The organism is Embleya sp. NPDC001921 (assembly GCF_053594475.1).
Genome location: NZ_JBSFEO010000041.1, coordinates 86362 through 103990, shown reverse-complemented (window position 1 = coordinate 103990; position 17629 = coordinate 86362). Strand labels below are relative to the sequence as shown.

General features: G+C 72.5%; 16 protein-coding genes. 7 read left to right on the top strand and 9 right to left on the bottom strand.

What is annotated here, in order from left to right; all coding sequences use genetic code 11:
* The first annotated feature begins 685 nt into the window (after positions 1-685).
* Together ACWCPW_RS37575 and ACWCPW_RS37570 are read left to right on the top strand one after the other, a co-directional pair.
* Positions 686-1573, top strand: a complete 888-nt coding sequence (locus ACWCPW_RS37575; protein WP_449766068.1) for a hypothetical protein — start codon at positions 686-688, stop codon at positions 1571-1573.
* A gap of 138 nt (positions 1574-1711) precedes the next feature.
* Positions 1712-2311: an N-acetyltransferase family protein gene (locus tag ACWCPW_RS37570; protein ID WP_449766067.1), complete on the top strand. Its 600-nt coding sequence runs from the start codon at positions 1712-1714 to the stop codon at positions 2309-2311.
* A gap of 33 nt (positions 2312-2344) precedes the next feature.
* Here ACWCPW_RS37570 and ACWCPW_RS37565 read toward each other — a convergent pair whose 3' ends face one another.
* From ACWCPW_RS37565 to ACWCPW_RS37525, 9 genes are all read right to left on the bottom strand, one after another.
* Entirely contained in the window at positions 2345-3304 is a 960-nt protein-coding gene (locus ACWCPW_RS37565; RefSeq protein ID WP_449766066.1) for a LysR family transcriptional regulator, read from the bottom strand.
* A gap of 306 nt (positions 3305-3610) precedes the next feature.
* Positions 3611-4459, bottom strand: coding sequence for a hypothetical protein (locus tag ACWCPW_RS37560; RefSeq protein ID WP_449766065.1), 849 nt, complete (start codon positions 4457-4459; stop codon positions 3611-3613).
* A 498-nt stretch (positions 4460-4957) separates the two neighbouring features.
* Positions 4958-5401 (bottom strand): nuclear transport factor 2 family protein, encoded by a 444-nt coding sequence (locus ACWCPW_RS37555; protein ID WP_449766064.1) that lies wholly within the window; start codon positions 5399-5401, stop codon positions 4958-4960.
* Positions 5402-5498: 97 nt separating this feature from the next.
* On the bottom strand, positions 5499-6692 hold the full coding sequence (locus ACWCPW_RS37550; protein ID WP_449766063.1) for an amidohydrolase family protein: 1194 nt from the start codon (positions 6690-6692) through the stop codon (positions 5499-5501).
* On the bottom strand, positions 6689-7693 hold the full coding sequence (locus tag ACWCPW_RS37545) for an ABC transporter ATP-binding protein (protein ID WP_449766062.1): 1005 nt from the start codon (positions 7691-7693) through the stop codon (positions 6689-6691). The genes ACWCPW_RS37550 and ACWCPW_RS37545 overlap by 4 nt, the downstream gene beginning before the upstream one ends.
* The gene (locus tag ACWCPW_RS37540; protein ID WP_449766061.1) at positions 7690-8718 is read right to left on the bottom strand and encodes an ABC transporter ATP-binding protein; all 1029 of its coding nucleotides are present in this window, start codon (positions 8716-8718) and stop codon (positions 7690-7692) included. The genes ACWCPW_RS37545 and ACWCPW_RS37540 overlap by 4 nt, the downstream gene beginning before the upstream one ends.
* A 5-nt stretch (positions 8719-8723) precedes the next feature.
* Positions 8724-9638, bottom strand: coding sequence for an ABC transporter permease (locus ACWCPW_RS37535; RefSeq protein WP_449766060.1), 915 nt, complete (start codon positions 9636-9638; stop codon positions 8724-8726).
* Positions 9635-10756: an ABC transporter permease gene (locus ACWCPW_RS37530; protein ID WP_449766059.1), complete on the bottom strand. Its 1122-nt coding sequence runs from the start codon at positions 10754-10756 to the stop codon at positions 9635-9637. The genes ACWCPW_RS37535 and ACWCPW_RS37530 overlap by 4 nt, the downstream gene beginning before the upstream one ends.
* Complete coding sequence (locus ACWCPW_RS37525; protein WP_449766058.1) at positions 10737-12359, bottom strand: ABC transporter substrate-binding protein; 1623 nt, start codon at positions 12357-12359, stop codon at positions 10737-10739. Before ACWCPW_RS37525 ends, ACWCPW_RS37530 begins: the two co-directional genes overlap by 20 nt.
* Positions 12360-12824: 465 nt before the next feature.
* On the opposite strand from ACWCPW_RS37525, the gene ACWCPW_RS37520 reads away from it, so the two are divergent.
* Genes ACWCPW_RS37520 through ACWCPW_RS37500 form a run of 5 tightly spaced genes read left to right on the top strand, consistent with a single transcriptional unit; the run spans position 12825 to position 17558 of the window.
* Positions 12825-13361 carry a helix-turn-helix domain-containing protein gene (locus ACWCPW_RS37520; protein ID WP_449766057.1) on the top strand — a complete coding sequence of 179 codons (537 nt, stop codon included), beginning with the start codon at positions 12825-12827 and terminating at the stop codon, positions 13359-13361.
* 52 nt (positions 13362-13413) lie between these two features.
* A complete protein-coding gene (locus tag ACWCPW_RS37515; protein WP_449766056.1) occupies positions 13414-14334 on the top strand; it encodes a dihydrodipicolinate synthase family protein in 921 nt (306 codons plus the stop codon).
* Entirely contained in the window at positions 14334-15503 is a 1170-nt protein-coding gene (locus tag ACWCPW_RS37510; RefSeq protein ID WP_449766055.1) for an NAD(P)/FAD-dependent oxidoreductase, read from the top strand. The genes ACWCPW_RS37515 and ACWCPW_RS37510 overlap by 1 nt, the downstream gene beginning before the upstream one ends.
* Positions 15504-15516: 13 nt before the next feature.
* Positions 15517-16038, top strand: a complete 522-nt coding sequence (locus ACWCPW_RS37505) for a (2Fe-2S)-binding protein (RefSeq protein ID WP_449766054.1) — start codon at positions 15517-15519, stop codon at positions 16036-16038.
* Entirely contained in the window at positions 16038-17558 is a 1521-nt protein-coding gene (locus ACWCPW_RS37500; protein ID WP_449766053.1) for an FAD/NAD(P)-dependent oxidoreductase, read from the top strand. Before ACWCPW_RS37505 ends, ACWCPW_RS37500 begins: the two co-directional genes overlap by 1 nt.
* The last annotated feature ends 71 nt before the right edge of the window (positions 17559-17629 follow it).

Genomic DNA, 17629 nt, shown 5'->3' with positions numbered 1-17629 from the left:
GTGCGCACTCCCACCATCTCGCCGCCACGTCCGCCCCGGCGCACGCCACGCCCGCGGGCCCGGCCGTGGTGCTCCGACCGGGCGAAGCGATCGCGACGCGGCGGCCTGGCGGCGACTTCGCGGCGAACGCGCGGCGCCGGCACCGCACGGATTTGACAAGACACGGAGAGTGCGCCCTCGCGCAACGGGGATTTGTCGCTTGAGCGACGACCAGACAATCACCGAAGGCCTTCGAGCGAGCAAAAACCCGTGCACCATCGATCAATTTCGCTCTTCGGCGGCCCGATGCCCGGAACAGGCATCCGGACACGCGTCGGCGGGGTCACTCGCAGGGGTGATGGTTCGCCTCGTTGGGATGAATGCGCGACGGTCGGCGTGTGTCGGGCACGGGAGCCTCGTTATCCGCTCCGGAGCCGATCCGCGACCCACGCGCTTCGACTCGAGGAAGCACCCGGGGCCGGCCTGCGCACGCACCGACTTCGGCGGTCGTACGAACCAGGAGCCGATCACGCCACGCACGTCGAAATCCGCATCCGGCCCCGCCCCGCACGACGCACCGCGGTCCGCCCCCGTCCGTCCGCGCCCCGTCGTCCTCGCGGCCGCCGCCCTCGGCGCCGCCGCCGTCGGCATCGCCGTCGCCTGGACCCAGGCCGCCGGCCAACCGCGATCGGGCACCCTCGTGCTCGTGCTCGCGGCCGTCTCACTCGTCGTACTCGCGCGCTCCAAGCTGGGATCGACGCCGCCGCGGCTGACCGCCCAGGGTCTCCTGGCCATCGTCGTGGGGACCCTGCAGACCCTGTCGTACCCGCCCGCGGCCACGCCCGCCCGCGCCTTGTCGTGGCTACTGCTCGCCTTCCTCGCGATCGCCCTCGCCATCACCGTAGGGGCCGCGGTCCGGCAACTGACCGTCCTCGTCCGCATCGAGGGCGCGTGCGCGCGCCGGCTGCGCACGGCCCTGGACACGTGGTTGATCGGCGCCTCGGTGCTCGCCCTGGGCCAGGCCCTCGCCCGCCACTGCGCCGCCGGCGAACACCGGCACGAACCCACCGCGGCGACGTGGGTGATGGCGGGGTGGTTGTGCGTCGACATGCTGCTGTTCTGCCTGGCACCGGTACTGTGCGCCCGGCCCGTCCGAGGACGCCGAGCCGCCGCGACCCTGGTCGCGCTCGTACCCGCCGTGGTGATCGGCGTCGAGGGCCTCGACGCGCTCGGACACGCGACGGCCACCTGCACGGATCGGCTCTCGGCGGCGACCCGGATCGCCGGGATGCTGATGATCACATTCGGGGCCTGCCTGTGCACCGGCACCCGAACCGCGATCACCGTGCGCTGCCGGGCGGCCACCGGTGCGCTGACCGTATGCGTCCCGGTGCTCGCGTGTGTGGCCATCGTCTGCGTCCACGCGCTCGCCGGCCACCGACCCGACCGGGTCACCCTGGGCATCGCCGGTTCCATCGTGGTCGCGTTGTGGATGCGCCAATGCCTGACCCACGCCCGCAACCTGCGGCTCGCCGAGCAACTCGCCGCCCGCAGGCCGCACATCCCGCGCCAGACGACCCGGCGAACGCGCTGACGAACACCGCCGCCGGATCGCCCCGAACACGCCGGCGCAACCGCCTCGGGCCACCCGGCACGCGCCGGGCACGACGCCCGCCGCCGCACCTCGGGCCGGTGTACGCCCGCGGACGTCGACTCGCGAGAATGGGCGACCATGGCACCGAAGATCGAACTGCTCCTGCCCACCGATGCCGACCCCCGGCTGCGCACCGAGGTCCATCACGTCTTTTACGAGGTCGCGCGTCTCGGTGGCGCGATCGGCTACCTGACGCCGCCGGCCAAGCCCGCCACCGACGCCTGGCTCGAGGACGCCCTCGCCGCCGTCCGGGCCGGCGACGCCGCGTTCGTCGTCGCCCTGGTGGACGGCACCGTGCGGGCGACCGGCCTGTGGCGGCGCAGGCCCGAGCCGGTCTTCGCGCACACCGCCGAGGTGGAGAAGGTGATGGCGCACCCGGCCGGCCGCGGCCTGGGCCTGGGGCGCCTGCTGATGACGGCCCTGATCGCCGGCGCGCGCCGGGCCGGAATCGAGACCCTCGCGCTGGGCGTCCGGGGCAACAACCACGGCGCGATCGAGTTGTACGAGGAACTCGGCTTCACCGTCTGGGGTCGCCTGCCCAACGTCATCGAGATCGACAACGAGCGCTTCGACGACATCCGGATGGCCCTCTCCCTCGGCCACGGCCCCGACGTCGTGCTGCGCGGATCCACGCCCGGCGGACCGGGCTCCTCGCCCCGGCGCCCGCTCACGCCCTGAGCGACCCGAGACCGCGGCTCGGCCCCGCCCGACTCAGGACGGCGCCGACGCGGACTCGTCGTCGGCGCCGCGGGGCGCGGCGATCGTGCCGGGTACCGCGAGCCCGGGCGCGATCTCCAGGATGACGTCGGCGAACGCCCGGATCCGCGTGTCGGCGTCGTCGCGGGAACGCCACACCAGTCCGTGCTCGATCGGCGGCATGTCGGGAGCCGGGACGAAACAGACCTCGGGGTGTTGGTACAACAGCGGCAGTTGTGCGTCACCGGGCACCATCGCCCGCCCGGCGGCGACCTGCGCCAGTGCTTGGGTGTACGTGGCGCACGGTTCGCCACGCCGCCCGATCGCCCGGCCGGCGGGAGTCCGGCGGGGCGTATGGAAGTCGGCCCAGGCCGCGGGGACCGAATCGTCCATGGTGACGAACGCCTCCCCCGCCAGATCCTCGAACGAGAGCGCGTCGCGTGCCGCGAGGCGGTGCTTCGCCGGCAGTGCCATGTACCTGAGGCTGCGCGTGATCACCGGGCCGATCGTCAGGTCGGGCTCGTCGACCGGCAGCGTGATCAGCAACAGATCGGCGCCGCCGTCGCGAAGTTGTCCCACGTGATGGTGCAGGAGGGTCTCCACGACGTGCACCGCGCAGTCCGGATTGCGCCGCTCGAAGACCTCTCGCGCGGCGGTCACGAAGCGCCCCGCCTGGATGCCCATGAATCCGACGGTGAGCGTGCCGGTGATCCCGCGCCCGGCGAGTTCCGCGCGGTCCATCGCGCGCCGGATGCCCTCGTACAGCGGCACCAGGTCGTCACGCAGCCCGCGTCCGACGGTGGTCAGCTCGACCCGCCGACTGGTGCGCTCGAACAGGGTGACGCCGAGACGGCGTTCGATCTTCTTGATCGTGGTGCTCACCTGCGCAGTCGACACGTACAGGCGCGTGGCGGTGCGCCCGAAGTGCAACTCCTCGGAAAGGGTCAGAAATATCTCCATCTCCGCGCGTTCCATCGTCCCCGCCCATTCCCCCGGATCCATCACCTGACGTAGACAATCCTGCCGCATCGTTCACACAGCATGAACAATGGGGGCATCGGTCGCGAGGGAGCGGGCGGGCGACGGCCACGGTGGCTCGCGCGCTCGGGTGTTCACGCGGCTCGCCGCTCCGCCTCGGCCCGGGGGCGGGTGGTGGCGACCGGCACGGCACCGGCCCGGTCGCGCGGGCGGTCGGGCGGCTTCCGAGCGCCGTGCGGTTGCGCCGGTTTCGGGAATGCGACAGGGGCCCCGACGGCGGTCGGGGCCCCTGTCACCGCTTGCTCAGCGGACCAACTCGCCCGCCCCCGGCAGCCGGCGCTCCGGGACCAGGGCATCGAAGCGCTCCGGACCCCCCGAGGCACCGATGCCCCGACGGCTGGGCTGTTTCCGGACCCGGCCGAGGTACGTCGCCGCGCAGCCCACGGTGATCAGGCCCGCCGTCGCGATGATCAGAGCGTGCGGGTCCAGCCAGTCGGTGGGGCCGTCGGCGGGCCGCCGGGACGCCAGGTAGGTCGCGATCGTCGCGCAGCCCGCGACGAAGGACGTCGCCCGTGCGGTACGACCCGCCTTCACGGCCACCACGCCGGCCAGGAACAGGCAGACCACGGCCAGCACCATCAACCACGTTGCCGCGAAGGGTGGTTGACGGATGCTGGACGGGATCAGCGCGGCGGACGCCAGGCCCCCGACGGCCAGGCCGGCGGCCATCGGCCATCGCAGGTCCACTCCGGCGACCACCCCCGACCCGGTGAACCAGGGCCTGCCGCGCGGCTTGCCCACGGCCGATCCGAACTGCGCCCGCGCGGCACCGGCCGGCCCGGGAGGCTCCCCCGCACGCGAAGCCGGCTCCTCGGTCCTGGGCTCCGGAGGGCGTCGGCCCTGCTCGGCATGAGTGGGATCGCTCAGCAGCTCCGCGAGCTGCACGAGATCGCTGACCGGTCGCTTCAGCGCGGCCTCGCGCAGGGCGTCGTCGGCACTCACCCCGGAGCAGTCCTCGATGATCGCCAACATCCGCGCGACGTCCGGTACGGGTCGGTTGACCACCGCCAGCCGCAGGAGTTCGTCGGCCGGGCGCGCCGGTGGGACGACTCCGACGGGAACGGACGGGGCGGGGGCGGGGGGACGCGGCACGGCCGGAGCGGGTGGGGCCGGCACGGACGGATCGTGGACGGACGGTTCGTGGTTCGGCGGCGACGAGGGATCGAAACGCGACAGAGGGGACGGGGAATCGAGGTGGGGCGGGGGTGCCACCGACTTCGAGTCGGACGAGAATGCCATGACGCTATCTCCAAGGTCGACCTGCGGAACCGTCGCCGGCACGCGATCGCATCGAACGCGTCCCCGAGCACCGGACACCCTCGTGTACCCGACGTCCGAAAACTCACTCGATCGTGGTGGGGGCGCACGCGTCACGGGTGCACCCGCGCCGGCGCCCGGCACGATCGCACGCGGCCGTTCGGCCTCTGCCCCACCTGCGGTCTTGTTCCTCGGCGTTCCTTCGACTGGCCGAGCGCACCACCCCGCGCCGCCGCGCTCCCGGCGGTTTCCGAGCGCGGTCGGGGGGAGCGCGTCGGCGGGCGCCCGATCGGCTCCCGGGAACGACCCGATGCCGGCCGGGCGTCCCCGCGCCTACGCGAGCAGGTCCTCGTGGTTGTGCACCACCAACCAGGTCTGCTCGAACCGTCGGGCCACCGCCGTGTTGCGGATGTGTTCGGCGGGCGGCGTCGAGCCGTCGGCGGCGGGAGCGAAGTCGACCCGCAGCGTGTAGCGGGCCAGCGCGGTGTCGCCCCAGACGTCGATCACCTCGTCGCTCGCGTGGATCCCGGTGACCACCGGCGCGTCCGGGCCGACCGGTCGCGCGGCGCGGATCCGGTCCAGGTCGGCCCGGCCGAAGAGGAGTTCCGGCGCGGACGAGTCCCAGATGGTGGCCTCGGGGTGGATGCGGGCGTCGATCCGCTCGCGGTCGCCGGCCGTGAAACCGGCGTAGATGTCGAGCAGGGCGCTCCAGACGGCGGCGCGGTCCTCGGCCGACCCTGCGGGTCGGTGCGTGTCGCGCGGGGCGGCGTCGGTCATGGCACGAATGTCCTTACGTCGGGAGTGGGTCGGGTCGCGGACGCGGCGACGGGTGGGGGCCGGCGAGGTGTACCCACCGGAAGGCGTCCGCGACGGGTCAGGCCGCCAGGTCCTCGCGGACGATCCGGCCGCCTTGCATCACGAACGACAACCGGCCGAGCGCCGAGATGTCGTGCAGCGGGTCGCCGTCGACGGCGATCAGGTCGGCGGTGAAGCCGGGCGCGACCTGTCCCAGGCGGTCCTCGGCCTTCACCAGCCGTGCCGCGGTGGTGGACACCGACTGGAGCACGCGCAGGTTGTCCAGGCCACCCCGGGCCATCAGGAACATCTCGTACACCGCCGCCGGCACGCCCTCGACCAGGTCGGCGGGCGGGATGTCGGTGCCGTTGACCAGTTGTACGCCGGCCGCCACCGCGCGGCGGAAGCTCTCCTGATGCGGTTCGATCGCGTTCTGCGCGTTGGCGATCGAGGCCTCCTCGAAGCGGTTCTCCCGCATCCAGCCCACCGAGTTGGTCACGCACAGCGTCGGGGTCACGAACGCGCGCCGGTCGGCGAGCAGCCGCGCGGTGTCGTCGTCGAGCGCGTAGGCGTGCTCGAAGGAGCGCACGCCCTGGGCCAGGGCCGCGCGGATCGCGGCCGACTCGCCGGAGTGGGCGACCACGTACGCGTCGTGCTCGTGGGCGGCCTTGACCGTGGCGGCGATCTCCTCGTCGGTCATCTCGGCGTGTTCGAAGTCCTCCCCCTCGCGGGCCAGACCGGAGTTGATGAAGATCTTCAAGTGGTCGGCGCCGGCGGCCAGTTCGCCGAGTGCGGCGCGGTAGAAGCCGTCCGGGCCGCTCGCGTAGGAGCAGTCCGCGCCCTCGCCGTGCCCGTGCGGCGTGGACAGCGCACGGCCGGCGCCGAAGATCCGCGGCGCCCGGATCCAGCCGCGCCGTTGCGCGTCGCGCAGCACCAGGTCGATCTGGTTCTGTTCGTGCACGCAGCGCAGCGTGGTGATGCCGGCCCGCAGCGCGTCGTGCGCGCGCTGGGCGGCGCGGAACGCGGTCAGACCGGGCGACTCGTCCTCGCGCGTGTCGGAGAACGGGAAGACCACCGACAGGTGCGAATGGCAGGAGATCAGCCCCGGCAGCAGGTACCGGCCGCCCAGGTCGTGCGCGTTCGCGTTCGGCGGCAGTGCGGCGCGCACCTCGGCGATGGTCGAGTCCTCGACCCGCACGCTGCGGTCGCGCAGCACCTCGCCCGTGACGACGTCGACGATGTGACAGTTGGTCAGCCACACGAGTGCGCTCACCCGACTTTCTCGAGGTTCGGCGCCAGGACGGAGCACGCGGCACGCCGGCGCGGAAGGAACTCGACCAGTGCGGGTTCCTCGTGGGCGCAGGCGTCGACGGCGATCGGGCACCGGGGGTGGAATCGGCATCCGGCCGGCGGGAAGGCCGGGTCGGGCACGTCGCCGGGCAGGTCCACGGGCAGCTCGCCGCTGCCGTCGGCGCGCGGTACGGCCGCGATCAGCGCCTTGCTGTACGGGTGGCGCGGCTCCGCCCAGACCTGGTCGGTGGGACCGCTCTCCACGACGGTGCCCAGGTACATCACCGCGACCGTGTCGGCGATCTGCCGCACGATGGACAGGTCGTGCGAGATGAACAGCATGCCCACGTTGCGCTCGCGGGCCAGTTCGAGCAGCAGGTTGGCCACCGACGCCTGCGCGGAGGCGTCCAGCGCGGCGATCGGCTCGTCGGCGACGATGCAGGTGGGTTCGGCGGCGAGCACCCGGGCGATGGCGATGCGTTGGCGCTGGCCGCCGGAGAACTCGTGCGGGAAGCGGTCGGCGAACTCGCCCGGCAGGCCCACTCGTTCGAGTAGTTCTCGGGCCACGCCGCGGCCCTTCTCGCGGGTACCGCCGGCCAGGACCACGGCGTCGGAGATCTGTTCGCCGACCCGGCGGCGCGGGTTCAGCGACGCGTACGGGTCCTGGAAGACCATCTGCAGGCCGCGTTGCGTCGTCGGGCGTGAGCGCAGTCCGAGGGGGACGACCGGGCGTCCGTTGAACTCGACGGCGCCGGAGGAGGGCTTGAGCAGGCCGACCGCGGCCTTGCCCAGGGTCGACTTGCCACAGCCGGATTCGCCCACCAGACCGACCACCCGGCCCGGTTCCACCCGCAGGCTCACCCCGGCCACGGCGCGCACGGCGGGGCGACCCGGCGAGCGGTAGGACACGCTCAGTTCGCGCAGTGTCAGCCCGATGTCCTTGGAGGTGACGGCGATGGTGGAGGTGACGGAGGACAGGGTCATCGGCTATCCACCTTCGAAGCGGCGACGGCGAGCGGGTCGATCGGGCAGGCCCCGGCGTGGGTGGGGGTCAGCGCCAGCAGTCGCGGGCGCTCCTGTCGGCAACCGTCCACCGCGTGCGGGCAGCGCGGGTGGAACGCGCATCCGCTGGGTGCCCGGCCCAGCTTGGGCGGCGCGCCGACGATCGGCACGAGTGCCGCGGTGCCGCCGTCGGGGTGCGGCAGTGCGTCCAACAGGCCCCGGGTGTACGGGTGTCGCGGTTCGCGCAGCACGTCCGCGCGCGGCCCGCTCTCCACGATCCGGCCCGCGTACATCACGCTCACCCGATCGGCGAGCGCGGACATCACACCGAGGTCGTGCGTGATGATCAGCACCGACAGGCCGTTCTCCCGGCGCAGCCGGTCCAGCAGGCGCAGAATGCCCGCCTGGACGGTGACGTCGAGCGCGGTGGTGGGCTCGTCGGCGAGCAGCAGCGCCGGGTCGCAGGCCAGCGCGATGGCGATGGCGATGCGCTGGCGCATGCCGCCGGAGAACTGGTGCGGGTAGCGGCGCAGCGCCCGCTCGGGGTCGGGGATGCGCACCGTGGTGAGCAGTTCCACCGCCCGGGCGTTGGCCGCGCGCTTGTCCAACTTCTTGTGGTGGCGCAGGTGTTCGGTGAGTTGTTTGCCGATGCTCAGCATCGGGTGCAGCGAGGTCATCGGGTCCTGGAAGACCATCGCGACCCGGTTGCCGCGCAGGTCCCGAACCTGACGCGGGGTCATGGTCAGGACGTCCTGGCCCTCGACGAGCATCCGCCCGCTCGCACTGCCGCCCTGGGGCAGCAGCCCGAGCAGGGCGAGCGCGGTCATCGTCTTGCCGGAGCCGCTCTCGCCGGCCAGGCCGACGATCTCGCCGCGGCCCACGGTCAGGTCGACGCCGTCGATGGCGCGCAGTCGTTCGCCGTCGGGTCCGGGCAGTTCGACGACGAGGTCGCGGATCGCCAGGAGCGGTTCGTCGGCGGCGACCGGCGGGGTCGGGGTGTCGTTCATGTCCGTCACTTTCGGATCGCCCGTGCCGTACGCGGGTCCAGCGCGTCCCGCAGGGTGTCGCCCAGGAAGTTGAAGGCGAGCACCGAGAGCAGGATGGCCGCGCCGGGGAAGACCGCGACCCACCACGCGTCGAAGTTCGCCGAGCCGGCGTTGACCATCGCGCCCCACTCGGCGGCGGGCGGTTGTGCGCCCAGGCCCAGGAAGGACAGTCCGGACAGCAGCAGGACGGCGTTGCCCAGGTCGAGTGCGGCGAGCACGGCGACCGGGCCGGCCAGGTTGGGTCGCAGGTCCACGGCCAGCACCCGCCATCCGGAGGCGCCCAGGAGTCGGTCCGCCTGGACGAAGTCGGATTGACGCAGGGTCAGCACCAGCCCGCGGACCACGCGGGCGTAGGTGGGCCAGCTCACGATCACCACCGCGAGCACGGCGTTGGTGAGGTTGGGGCCCAGTGCCGCGACCACGGCCATGGCCAGGATGATCGCCGGGAAGGCGAGCACCAGGTCGGCGCAGCGCATCACGACCATGTCGATCCAGCCGCCGAAGTAGCCGGCGACCGCGCCGAGCACGGTGCCGATGACCATGGCGAGCACGACCAGCAGCAGTGCGAGCGGCAGCGAGATGCGGGTGCCGTGGATGACCCGGGAGAGGATGTCGCGGCCGAGTTGGTCGGTGCCGAACCAGTGTTCGCCGGACGGCGACTGGTACTTGGGCCATTTCTGGGCGAGCGGGTCCTCGGGCGAGATCACCGACGCGAAGATCGCCGCGATCAGGAAGACGCCGATGATGACCAGGCCGGTCATGGCCAGGGGGCTGCGCCACGGCGACTTGCCGGGGCGGCGCTTGCGTCGCGGGGCGGGGTCGTCCGTGCCGGTGCGGTCGGCTCCGAGCCGATCGCCGAGGAAGAGGCGCGTGGCGTTCACGAGAGGCGAATCCTCGGGTCGATGACCCCGTAGAGCAGGTCCACGAGGAGGTTGATCACGACGTACACGACCGCGACGAACAGGCAGACGCCCATGATGGACGGCAGGTCCAGGTTGAGCGCGCTCTTGTACGCGTACTGGCCCAGGCCCGGCCAGGACAGCACGTTCTCGACCAGGACGGTGCCGGCGAGCATGCCACCGAAGGTGAGCCCGGCGACGGTCAGGATCGAGGTGAGTGCCGGTCGCAGCACGTGCCGGCGGATCACGGTGGACTCGGGCAGGCCCTTGGCCCGGGCGGCGCGGACGTAGTCGTTGCCGAGGGCTTCCAGGACCGCGGCGCGGGTGAAGCGGGTGAGCACGCCGATGTTGAACGCGGCCAGCACGCACGCGGGCAGGATCAGCCGGGAGAAGGCCTCGCCGAAGGTGCCCGTGTCGCCGGTGAGCAGCGAGTCGAGCGTGTACAGGCCGGTGATGTCCTGGGGTGGGATGGCGCCGGGTGACAGTCGCCCGCCGGCCTGGATCCAGCCGAGTTTGAAGGAGAACAGGTAGAAGGCGACCTGGGCGAGCCAGAACACCGGCATGGACACGCCCGCGAGGCTGACGACGCGGATCACCCGGTCCGGCCAGCGGTTGCGGGTGACCGCCGCGACGATGCCCAGTCCGACGCCGATCACCAGGGCCAACACGATGGCCACCAGGGCGAGTTCGAGGCTGGCGGGGACCCGGTCGGCCAGGTCGTCCCAGACCGGTCGGTGGGTCTGCTGGGAGGTGCCCATGTCGCCGTGCAGCAGGTTGTTCAGGTAGGTGCCGTACTGGGAGGGCAGGGACTCGTCGAGCCCGTTCTTCGCCTTGAACGCGGCGACCGCGGCCGGGTCGTTCTGGGCGCGGTCGCCGAGGTTGGCGGCGACCGGGTCACCGGGCACCGAGTGGGTGAGCACGAAGGCCAGGATCGTGATGCCCACGCACAGCAGCAGGCCGACGGACAGCCGCACCAGCACGAAGCGGGCGAAGGGATGGGAGCCGCGCGCGGCCCGGGGGCCGGGGGCCGCACCCTTGCGGGGTGCGGCCGTCCGGGGGGTGCCGCGGTCGACCGTGGGGTCAGCCGAGCTTGTCGACATCGATGTACCAGATCGGGTTGTAGTGCAGGTTCTTCACCGAGTTGTTCGCGGCGATCACCTGTGCGGGCTGGAGGAGCGGGATGAACGGGCCGGTCTTGTTCATCGCTTCCTGGAGCTGCTTGTAGAGCTGGACGCGTTCGGCGTCGGAGGTGGCGACCTTGGCCCGCTGGGCGAGGGCACTCACCTCGGCGTTGCCGTCCGCCTTCCAACCGGCGCGCTTGGCGACCAGTTCACCCGGGGTGAACGCGAGGTAGTCGCTGGCGTCCGGGTAGTCGGCCTGCCACCACCAAAGGCCCATCGCCTCGGTGCCGTTGCGGTAGGAGTCCAGCGCCGTCTGGGTGGGGGCCGGCTTGAGGTTGACGGTGATGCCGACCTCCTTGAGGTTGGCCTGGACCCGCGCGCCGAGGTCGCCGAAGTTTATCCCGTTGATGGTCACGTCGGAGGCGTAGTACAGGTCGACGCTGGGGTTGTTCAGGCCGGCCCGGGCCAACGCGGCCTTGGCGCGCGGGACATCGCGCACGATCGCCTTGGCCGGGTCGAGCGCGCCGGTGAAGAAGCCGGGCACGATCCCGGCGGCCTGCGCGGAACCGGCGCCGGCCACGTCCAGCAGGCTCTTGTAGTCCACGCCGTAGCGCACCGCCTCCTGGAAGTCCTTGTTGGAGGTGGTCGGCGAGATGGCCGGGTTGTCGTTGGTGAACAGGAACGCGGTGGTGGGCGTGGGCTGTTGCAGCACCTGCGCCTGGCCCTTGACCTTGACCGCCTGGTCCGGCGACATGTCCAGGGAGACCTGGCTCTCGCCGCTGAGCACGTTCAACTGCTGGGTGTTCGCGGGCACGTTGCGCACCACGACCTTGGCGTACTTGGGCTTGGCGCCCCAGTACTTGTCGTTGCGGGTGAGGATGACCTCACTGCTCACGTCGTACTTGGTGATCTTGTACGGACCGCTGCCCTGCGAGTCGCTGTTGAGGAACTGCTCGGCCTTGTCGCCCTGGTCGGCGCCGGCCGCGTCGGTTCCGCCGTGCGCGGCGACGGTCGTGGAGTTGACCACGCCGAGCGCGGGGGTGGCGATGCGGAACGGCAGCGCGGGGTCGGCGGCCTCGGTGGTCAGCACCACCGTGTGCTCGTCCTTGGCGGTCGCGGTGACGCCGTCGAGCAGGAAGGCCGGGTTGCCCTTGAGGTTCTTGACCCGGTTGAACGAGAACACCACGTCCTTGGCGGTCACCGGCGAGCCGTCGGAGAACCTGGCCTCCGGGCGCAGCGGGAAGGTGAACGTCTTGGCGTCCGGCGCGGCCTCGTAGGACGCGGCGAGCAGCGGCACCGGCTTGGTCACGTCGCCGCCCGCGAAGGTCAGCAGCGTGTCGTAGACGGGACGGGTGACCAGGATCCCGGTGGGCTCGAACGTGCGGCCGGGATCGGCGGTCTTGAGACTGAACGAGGTGTCGACGACGAGCGTGCCGCCGCCTTCCGCGTCGCCGGACTGCTTCTTGGCTCCGCCGCACGCGGCGAGCATCAAAGCGGCGGCGACGGTGACCGCCAGTGGGGCGGCGGCCCGGCGTACGGCCTTGGCCCGGCGACTGTCCCCGATGGGGTGATTGCCCTGCATGGCGCACCTTCCTCGAGCCACCCGATCGGCCGATGACGGAACCGAGTGTTTGATCTGGCTGAACGGTGGGCTCGAAAGTAGGCGTGGCCGAGCGTGATGGTCAATGACTTTCTCGGCCGTCTCGGAATTTGGGACCAAAGATCATTTCACCGTGATCGAACGTCCACATGGAGCGACGATTTTTCGCCTTGATAACGGTTTGATGACTGCTCAGAGCCCTCTCGGGGACCTCCTGGACGTCATCTGCCCCACCCGTCGGCGGCGTTGGCCCAGGCACTCGGATGTCGGGATCCACCCGGTCCACCCCGCCGGCCATCACCCGGGCGGCGCAGTGATCTTGACGGGGAGTCAGCTTCGTGCCTATGTTCGCCCCGAAGCGTTCAACCACATTGAACACGTCATGAAGCACAAGCCAGGATCCGCGAGTCGAGGGTGCTCGGCACCGGAGCGAACGGGGATCGGACCATGCTGGGTGACCGACTGCGCGAGCTGCGCCAGGCACACGATCTGACCTTGCGTCAGTTGGCCGTCCAAGCCGGGATCTCGGCGGGCATGCTCAGTCAACTGGAGAACGGCGCCGCGGAACCGAGCCTGAGCACCCTGCGCAAGCTCGCCCGCGTCTTCGACACCTCCATCGCGACCCTGTTCGACGATCCGGACGTACCGCGCGTGGCGGTGACCACGCGCGAGCGGCGCATGCGGCTCGGCGCGGCCCGCCAGCACATCACCTACTCCAGGCTCACCCCCGGATCGGGCGATCTCGAAGTGCTGGAGGCCGACATCGAGCCCGGCCAGGCATCCTCCGACGAGCCGTACAGCCATCCCTCCACGGAATGCGCCACCGTGCTCGCCGGCCGGCTCGACGTCGAGGTGGACGGCCGCGTCCACCACCTCGAGGAGGGTGACGCGATCACCTTCGACTCGCGTCTGCCGCACCGGTTCGTCAACACCTCCGACGCACCCGCGCGGCTGCTCGTCGCGGTGACGCCGCCGATGCCGTAACCGGCGCCGCGTCACCCGGATCCCGCGTTTGTGCCCCGAAAGGACCGAGGGCATGGACCGCACCACCGTCGACTGGCACGGCTACATACCGGCCGTGACAACCCCCTTCACCTCCCAGGGCGACCTCGATCTCGCGGCTTGGGACGAGCAGTTGGAGTGGTTCGCCGCCGAACGCGTCGACGGCGTGATCATCGCCGGCACCACCGGCGAGTGGTACACCCTCACCGCGACCGAACGCGCCGCCCTGTTCACCCGCGCGGCCCGCCGGGTGCGTGGCCGCTACACGCTGCTCGGCGGTTGCAACGCCTACACCGCGTCCGCCGCGATCGCCCACGCCCGCGCCGCGCGCGCCGCCGGCCTCGACGGCATCCTGCTCACCCCACCGCCGTACGTGGTGCCCAACCCGCGCGAGACCGCGGCCTTCTACCAGGACGTGTCCACCGCCGTCGACATCCCGATCTGCGTGTACAACTGGCCCCGCGGCACCGGCCTGGACCTGGACACCGACACCCTGTGCACGCTGGCCGAGGTGCCCAACGTGGTCGCGATCAAGAACTCCACCGGCGACTTCGGCGCCTTCGTCAAGGGCCTGATCGCGCTGCACGACCGGGTGCGCTACTTCGGCATCACCACCGACCAGGTCGGCCTGGCCCTGATGCGCGGCATCGGCGGCGACGGCCTGATGGGCGCCGGCGCCGTGCTCGGCCGCGACCACGCCGCGTTCTTCACCCACCTCGCGGCAGGCGACGAGGCCGCCGCGCTGGCCGTCGGCGCCCGCGACCGGGTGCTGATGCGGGCCTGGTTCACCGCCGACTACGGACCCCGCTTCGGCAGCGCGCCGGCCATCCTCAAGCACGCGCTCACCCTGCGCGGGGTGCCCGCCGGCCACCCCCGCCGCCCGCTGCTTCCGTTGAGCGTCGCCGAGGCCGACCGGGTACGGGCCACCGTCGCCGAACTCGGGCTCCTGGCCTGATGAACCGCACCGAAGTCCTGGTCGTCGGCGGCGGGTTGCTCGGCTGCGCGCTGGCCTACCACCTCGCCCGCGCGGGCGCCGACGTGCGGGTGATCGAGAAGGATCAGCTCAACCGGCACGCCTCCGGCCAGAACGCGGGCAGCCTGCACTTCCAACTCGAGTACCGGATGATCCAACACGGCCCCGCGGTCGCCGCGCGCGCCGCCGAGGCCCTGCCGCTGCACCTGGACGCCATGCGCTCGTGGGCCGCTCTGGAGGACGAACTCGGCGAACCGTGCGGCGTGCGCCGCGGCGGCGGCCTGATGCTCGCCGAATCCCCCGAGGACATGGCCCTGCTCGCGCACAAGGCCCACTTGGAGCACGCACACGGACTCGACGTCGAACTGCTGGACGCGCGCGCCACCCACGAACGTGCCCCCTACCTCTCCGATCGGGTGATCGGCGCCGCCTGGTGCCCCGGCGAGGGCAAGGCCGACCCCCGCCTGGTCACCCACGCCTACGCCCGCGCCGCCCGTCGGCACGGCGCCCGGATCGACACCGGCGTGCGGCTGACCGCGCTGCGCCACGACGGGCGGCGGTGGCTCGCCGAGACCGCCGGCGGTCACCGCCTGACCGCGAACGCGGTCGTGGTCGCGGCCGGCGTGTGGACCGGCGAGGTCGCCGCGATGGCCGACATCCGCCTGCCCGTGGTGCCCGTCGCGCTCACCATGACGGTCACCGCCGCCACGCCGCCGCTGATCCCGCACCTGGTCCAGCACGCCGGCCGCCGACTCTCGCTCAAGCAGACCCGCGAGGGCAACGTGCTCATCGGCGGCGGCCGGGCCGCCAAGTTCGTCCAGCACGCCGGCGCCCTCGACCTGGACGCGCGCCCGGAACTGCGCCTGGACTCGGTGTTCGCCGGCGCCGACGCCGCCCGCGTGGTGCCGGCCGTCCAGCGCCTGCCGGTGCTGCGCGTGTGGTCGGGCGCCACCTCGCTGGCCCCCGACCAGCTCCCGCTGCTCGGCCCCGTCCCCCGCCGTCCCGACTTCTACGTCGCCACCGGCGGATCCGGCTTCACCCTCGGCCCCACCTACAGCCGCCTGCTCGCCGAACAGGTGCTCACCGGCAGCACCGGTCTGCCCCTGGACGACTACTCCCCCGCACGGTTCGGAGCACTGAACTTTGTCTGACCACCCGGCACAGGTGTCCATCACGCTCGACGGCCGGCCGCACACCGTGCCGTCCGGCCGCTCGCTGGCCGCCGCCCTGATCGCCACCGACCGACCCGTCACCCGCTACGACCGGGCCGGCCGCCCCCGCGCCCCCTACTGCGGGATGGGCGTGTGCTTCGACTGCGCCGTCACCGTCGACGGCACCCCGCTGGTCCGCGCCTGCCAGGAACCGGTCCGCACGGGCATGCGCGTGGACACCGGCCGCGTGGCCGGCACGGACGCGCGGGACGGGGCCGGCGCGCACGCGCGGGACGGGGCCGGCGCCGGCACGCGAAGCGAGCGCGGCACGGGCACGCCGGACGAGAGCGGCACGGAAGCGCGGAACGAAAGCCACACGGGCACGCCGGGCGAAGGCGGCACGGGCGCGCCGGGCGAAGGCGGCCAGGAAGCCGTCATGGGTGTGCGGGACGACACCGGCGCGAAGACGCGGGACCATACCGGCCGCGAAGCCCGCGCGGACATGCGCGGCGACGCCCGCCCCGAGGACGTGTGATGAGCGTCGTCGAACCACAGGTGTTGATCGTCGGTGCCGGTCCGGCCGGCCTCGCCGCCGCGGTCACCGCCGCCCACCACGGCGCGCAGGTGCTGGTCGTCGACGAACAGGCCCGCCCCGGCGGGCAGATCTGGCGCCGACCCGACCCCGGCGCGGGCGGCCCCGACCCGCTCGCCGGTCCCGCCTACACCGCCGGCCGCGCGCTGCTCGCCCGGGCCGCCGCCCATCCGCGGATCACCTTCGCGCACGACACCACCGCGTGGGGCGTCTTCGGCACACGCACCACCCCCGACGGCTTCGCCGCGCCCCCCGGCACACCCGTGCCCGAGGGTCCCCGGGTCGCCGTGCACGGCCCCGGCGGGGTGGAAATCCTGCTCCCCCAGGCCCTGTTGCTCACCGCCGGCGCCTACGACCTGCCGGTTCCCATGCCCGGCTGGACCCTCCCCGGCTTCTTCACCGTCGGCGGCATCCAGGCCCTGCTCAAGGGCCACCACACGCTCGCCGGGCGCCGCATCGTGCTGGCCGGCGCGCACCCGCTGCTGCTGATCGCTGCCGCGCAACTGGTCCGGGCCGGCGCCGACGTCGCCGAAGTCGCCTTCGCCCAGGGCCTGCCCGGCCCCGCCGAGCTGACCCGCGCACTCGCCGCGCTGCCCGGCAACCGGGCCAAAGCCGCCGAGGGCATGGCCGCCGTGCGCACCCTGCGGCAGGCCGGCGTACCGATCCGCGCCCACACCCTGATCCTGCGCGCCGAGGGCGCGGACCACGTCACCGGCGCCGTACTGGCCCGGGTCGATCGGAACTGGCGGCCCCTACCCGGCACGGAGCGCACCGTCGCCTGCGACACGGTCGGCACCGGCTACGGCTTCGTCCCCTCCACCGAACTGGCCCGCCAGGCCGGATGTGCCGCGACCTGGAACGGCCCCGCCGGCGGCTGGGTCCTGGTCCACGACCGCGCCATGCGCACCACGCTCCCGCACATCTGGGCAGCCGGCGAACTCACCGGCATCGCCGGCGCCGAACACGCGGTCGCCGCCGGCCGACGCGCCGCGCTGGACATCTGCCTCAGCCTCGGCATCCTCACCACCGCCGATCACGACCGGGAACTCCCGGCTGTGGAACGTGAATTGGCCACGACCATGCGAATGGCCGAACTGCTGGAACACACCTGCGCCCCCGATCGCGCCGCGCTGAACGCACTCGCCGAGGACGACACGCCGCTGTGCCGCTGCGAGGAGGTGAGCTACGGGCAGATCCGCCGCACCCTGCGGGACAACCCCGGCCTGGGCACCGCCGACGCGGTCAAACTCCTCACCCGGGCGGGCATGGGCCCCTGCCAGGGCCGCATGTGTGGGCCCGCCCTCGTCGAACTCCTGCACCAGGACACCGACATCCCCCGGGAAACCCTCGGCCCCTTCACCGCCCGCCCCCCGATCAAACCCGTCCCGGTGGCAGCCCTCGCCGAAGCCCACGACGCCACCACCCGCATACCCACACCGCCGATCGACACCGACATGTCCTAGCGCCTGCCCTCCGTCGACCCGTGCTTCGCCACTACTTCGCCAACTCCCCTGCGCATCACGGGGATTCATCG

Coding starts and splice junctions, on each gene's coding strand:
- ACWCPW_RS37555 (WP_449766064.1), bottom strand. CDS start 5,401: ATGACCGACGCCGCCCCGCGCGACACGCACCGACCCGCAGGGTCGGCC.
- ACWCPW_RS37545 (WP_449766062.1), bottom strand. CDS start 7,693: ATGACCCTGTCCTCCGTCACCTCCACCATCGCCGTCACCTCCAAGGAC.
- ACWCPW_RS37500 (WP_449766053.1), top strand. CDS start 16,038: ATGAGCGTCGTCGAACCACAGGTGTTGATCGTCGGTGCCGGTCCGGCC.
- ACWCPW_RS37565 (WP_449766066.1), bottom strand. CDS start 3,304: ATGGAACGCGCGGAGATGGAGATATTTCTGACCCTTTCCGAGGAGTTG.
- ACWCPW_RS37530 (WP_449766059.1), bottom strand. CDS start 10,756: ATGTCGACAAGCTCGGCTGACCCCACGGTCGACCGCGGCACCCCCCGG.
- ACWCPW_RS37570 (WP_449766067.1), top strand. CDS start 1,712: ATGGCACCGAAGATCGAACTGCTCCTGCCCACCGATGCCGACCCCCGG.
- ACWCPW_RS37510 (WP_449766055.1), top strand. CDS start 14,334: ATGAACCGCACCGAAGTCCTGGTCGTCGGCGGCGGGTTGCTCGGCTGC.
- ACWCPW_RS37515 (WP_449766056.1), top strand. CDS start 13,414: ATGGACCGCACCACCGTCGACTGGCACGGCTACATACCGGCCGTGACA.
- ACWCPW_RS37520 (WP_449766057.1), top strand. CDS start 12,825: ATGCTGGGTGACCGACTGCGCGAGCTGCGCCAGGCACACGATCTGACC.
- ACWCPW_RS37540 (WP_449766061.1), bottom strand. CDS start 8,718: ATGAACGACACCCCGACCCCGCCGGTCGCCGCCGACGAACCGCTCCTG.
- ACWCPW_RS37525 (WP_449766058.1), bottom strand. CDS start 12,359: ATGCAGGGCAATCACCCCATCGGGGACAGTCGCCGGGCCAAGGCCGTA.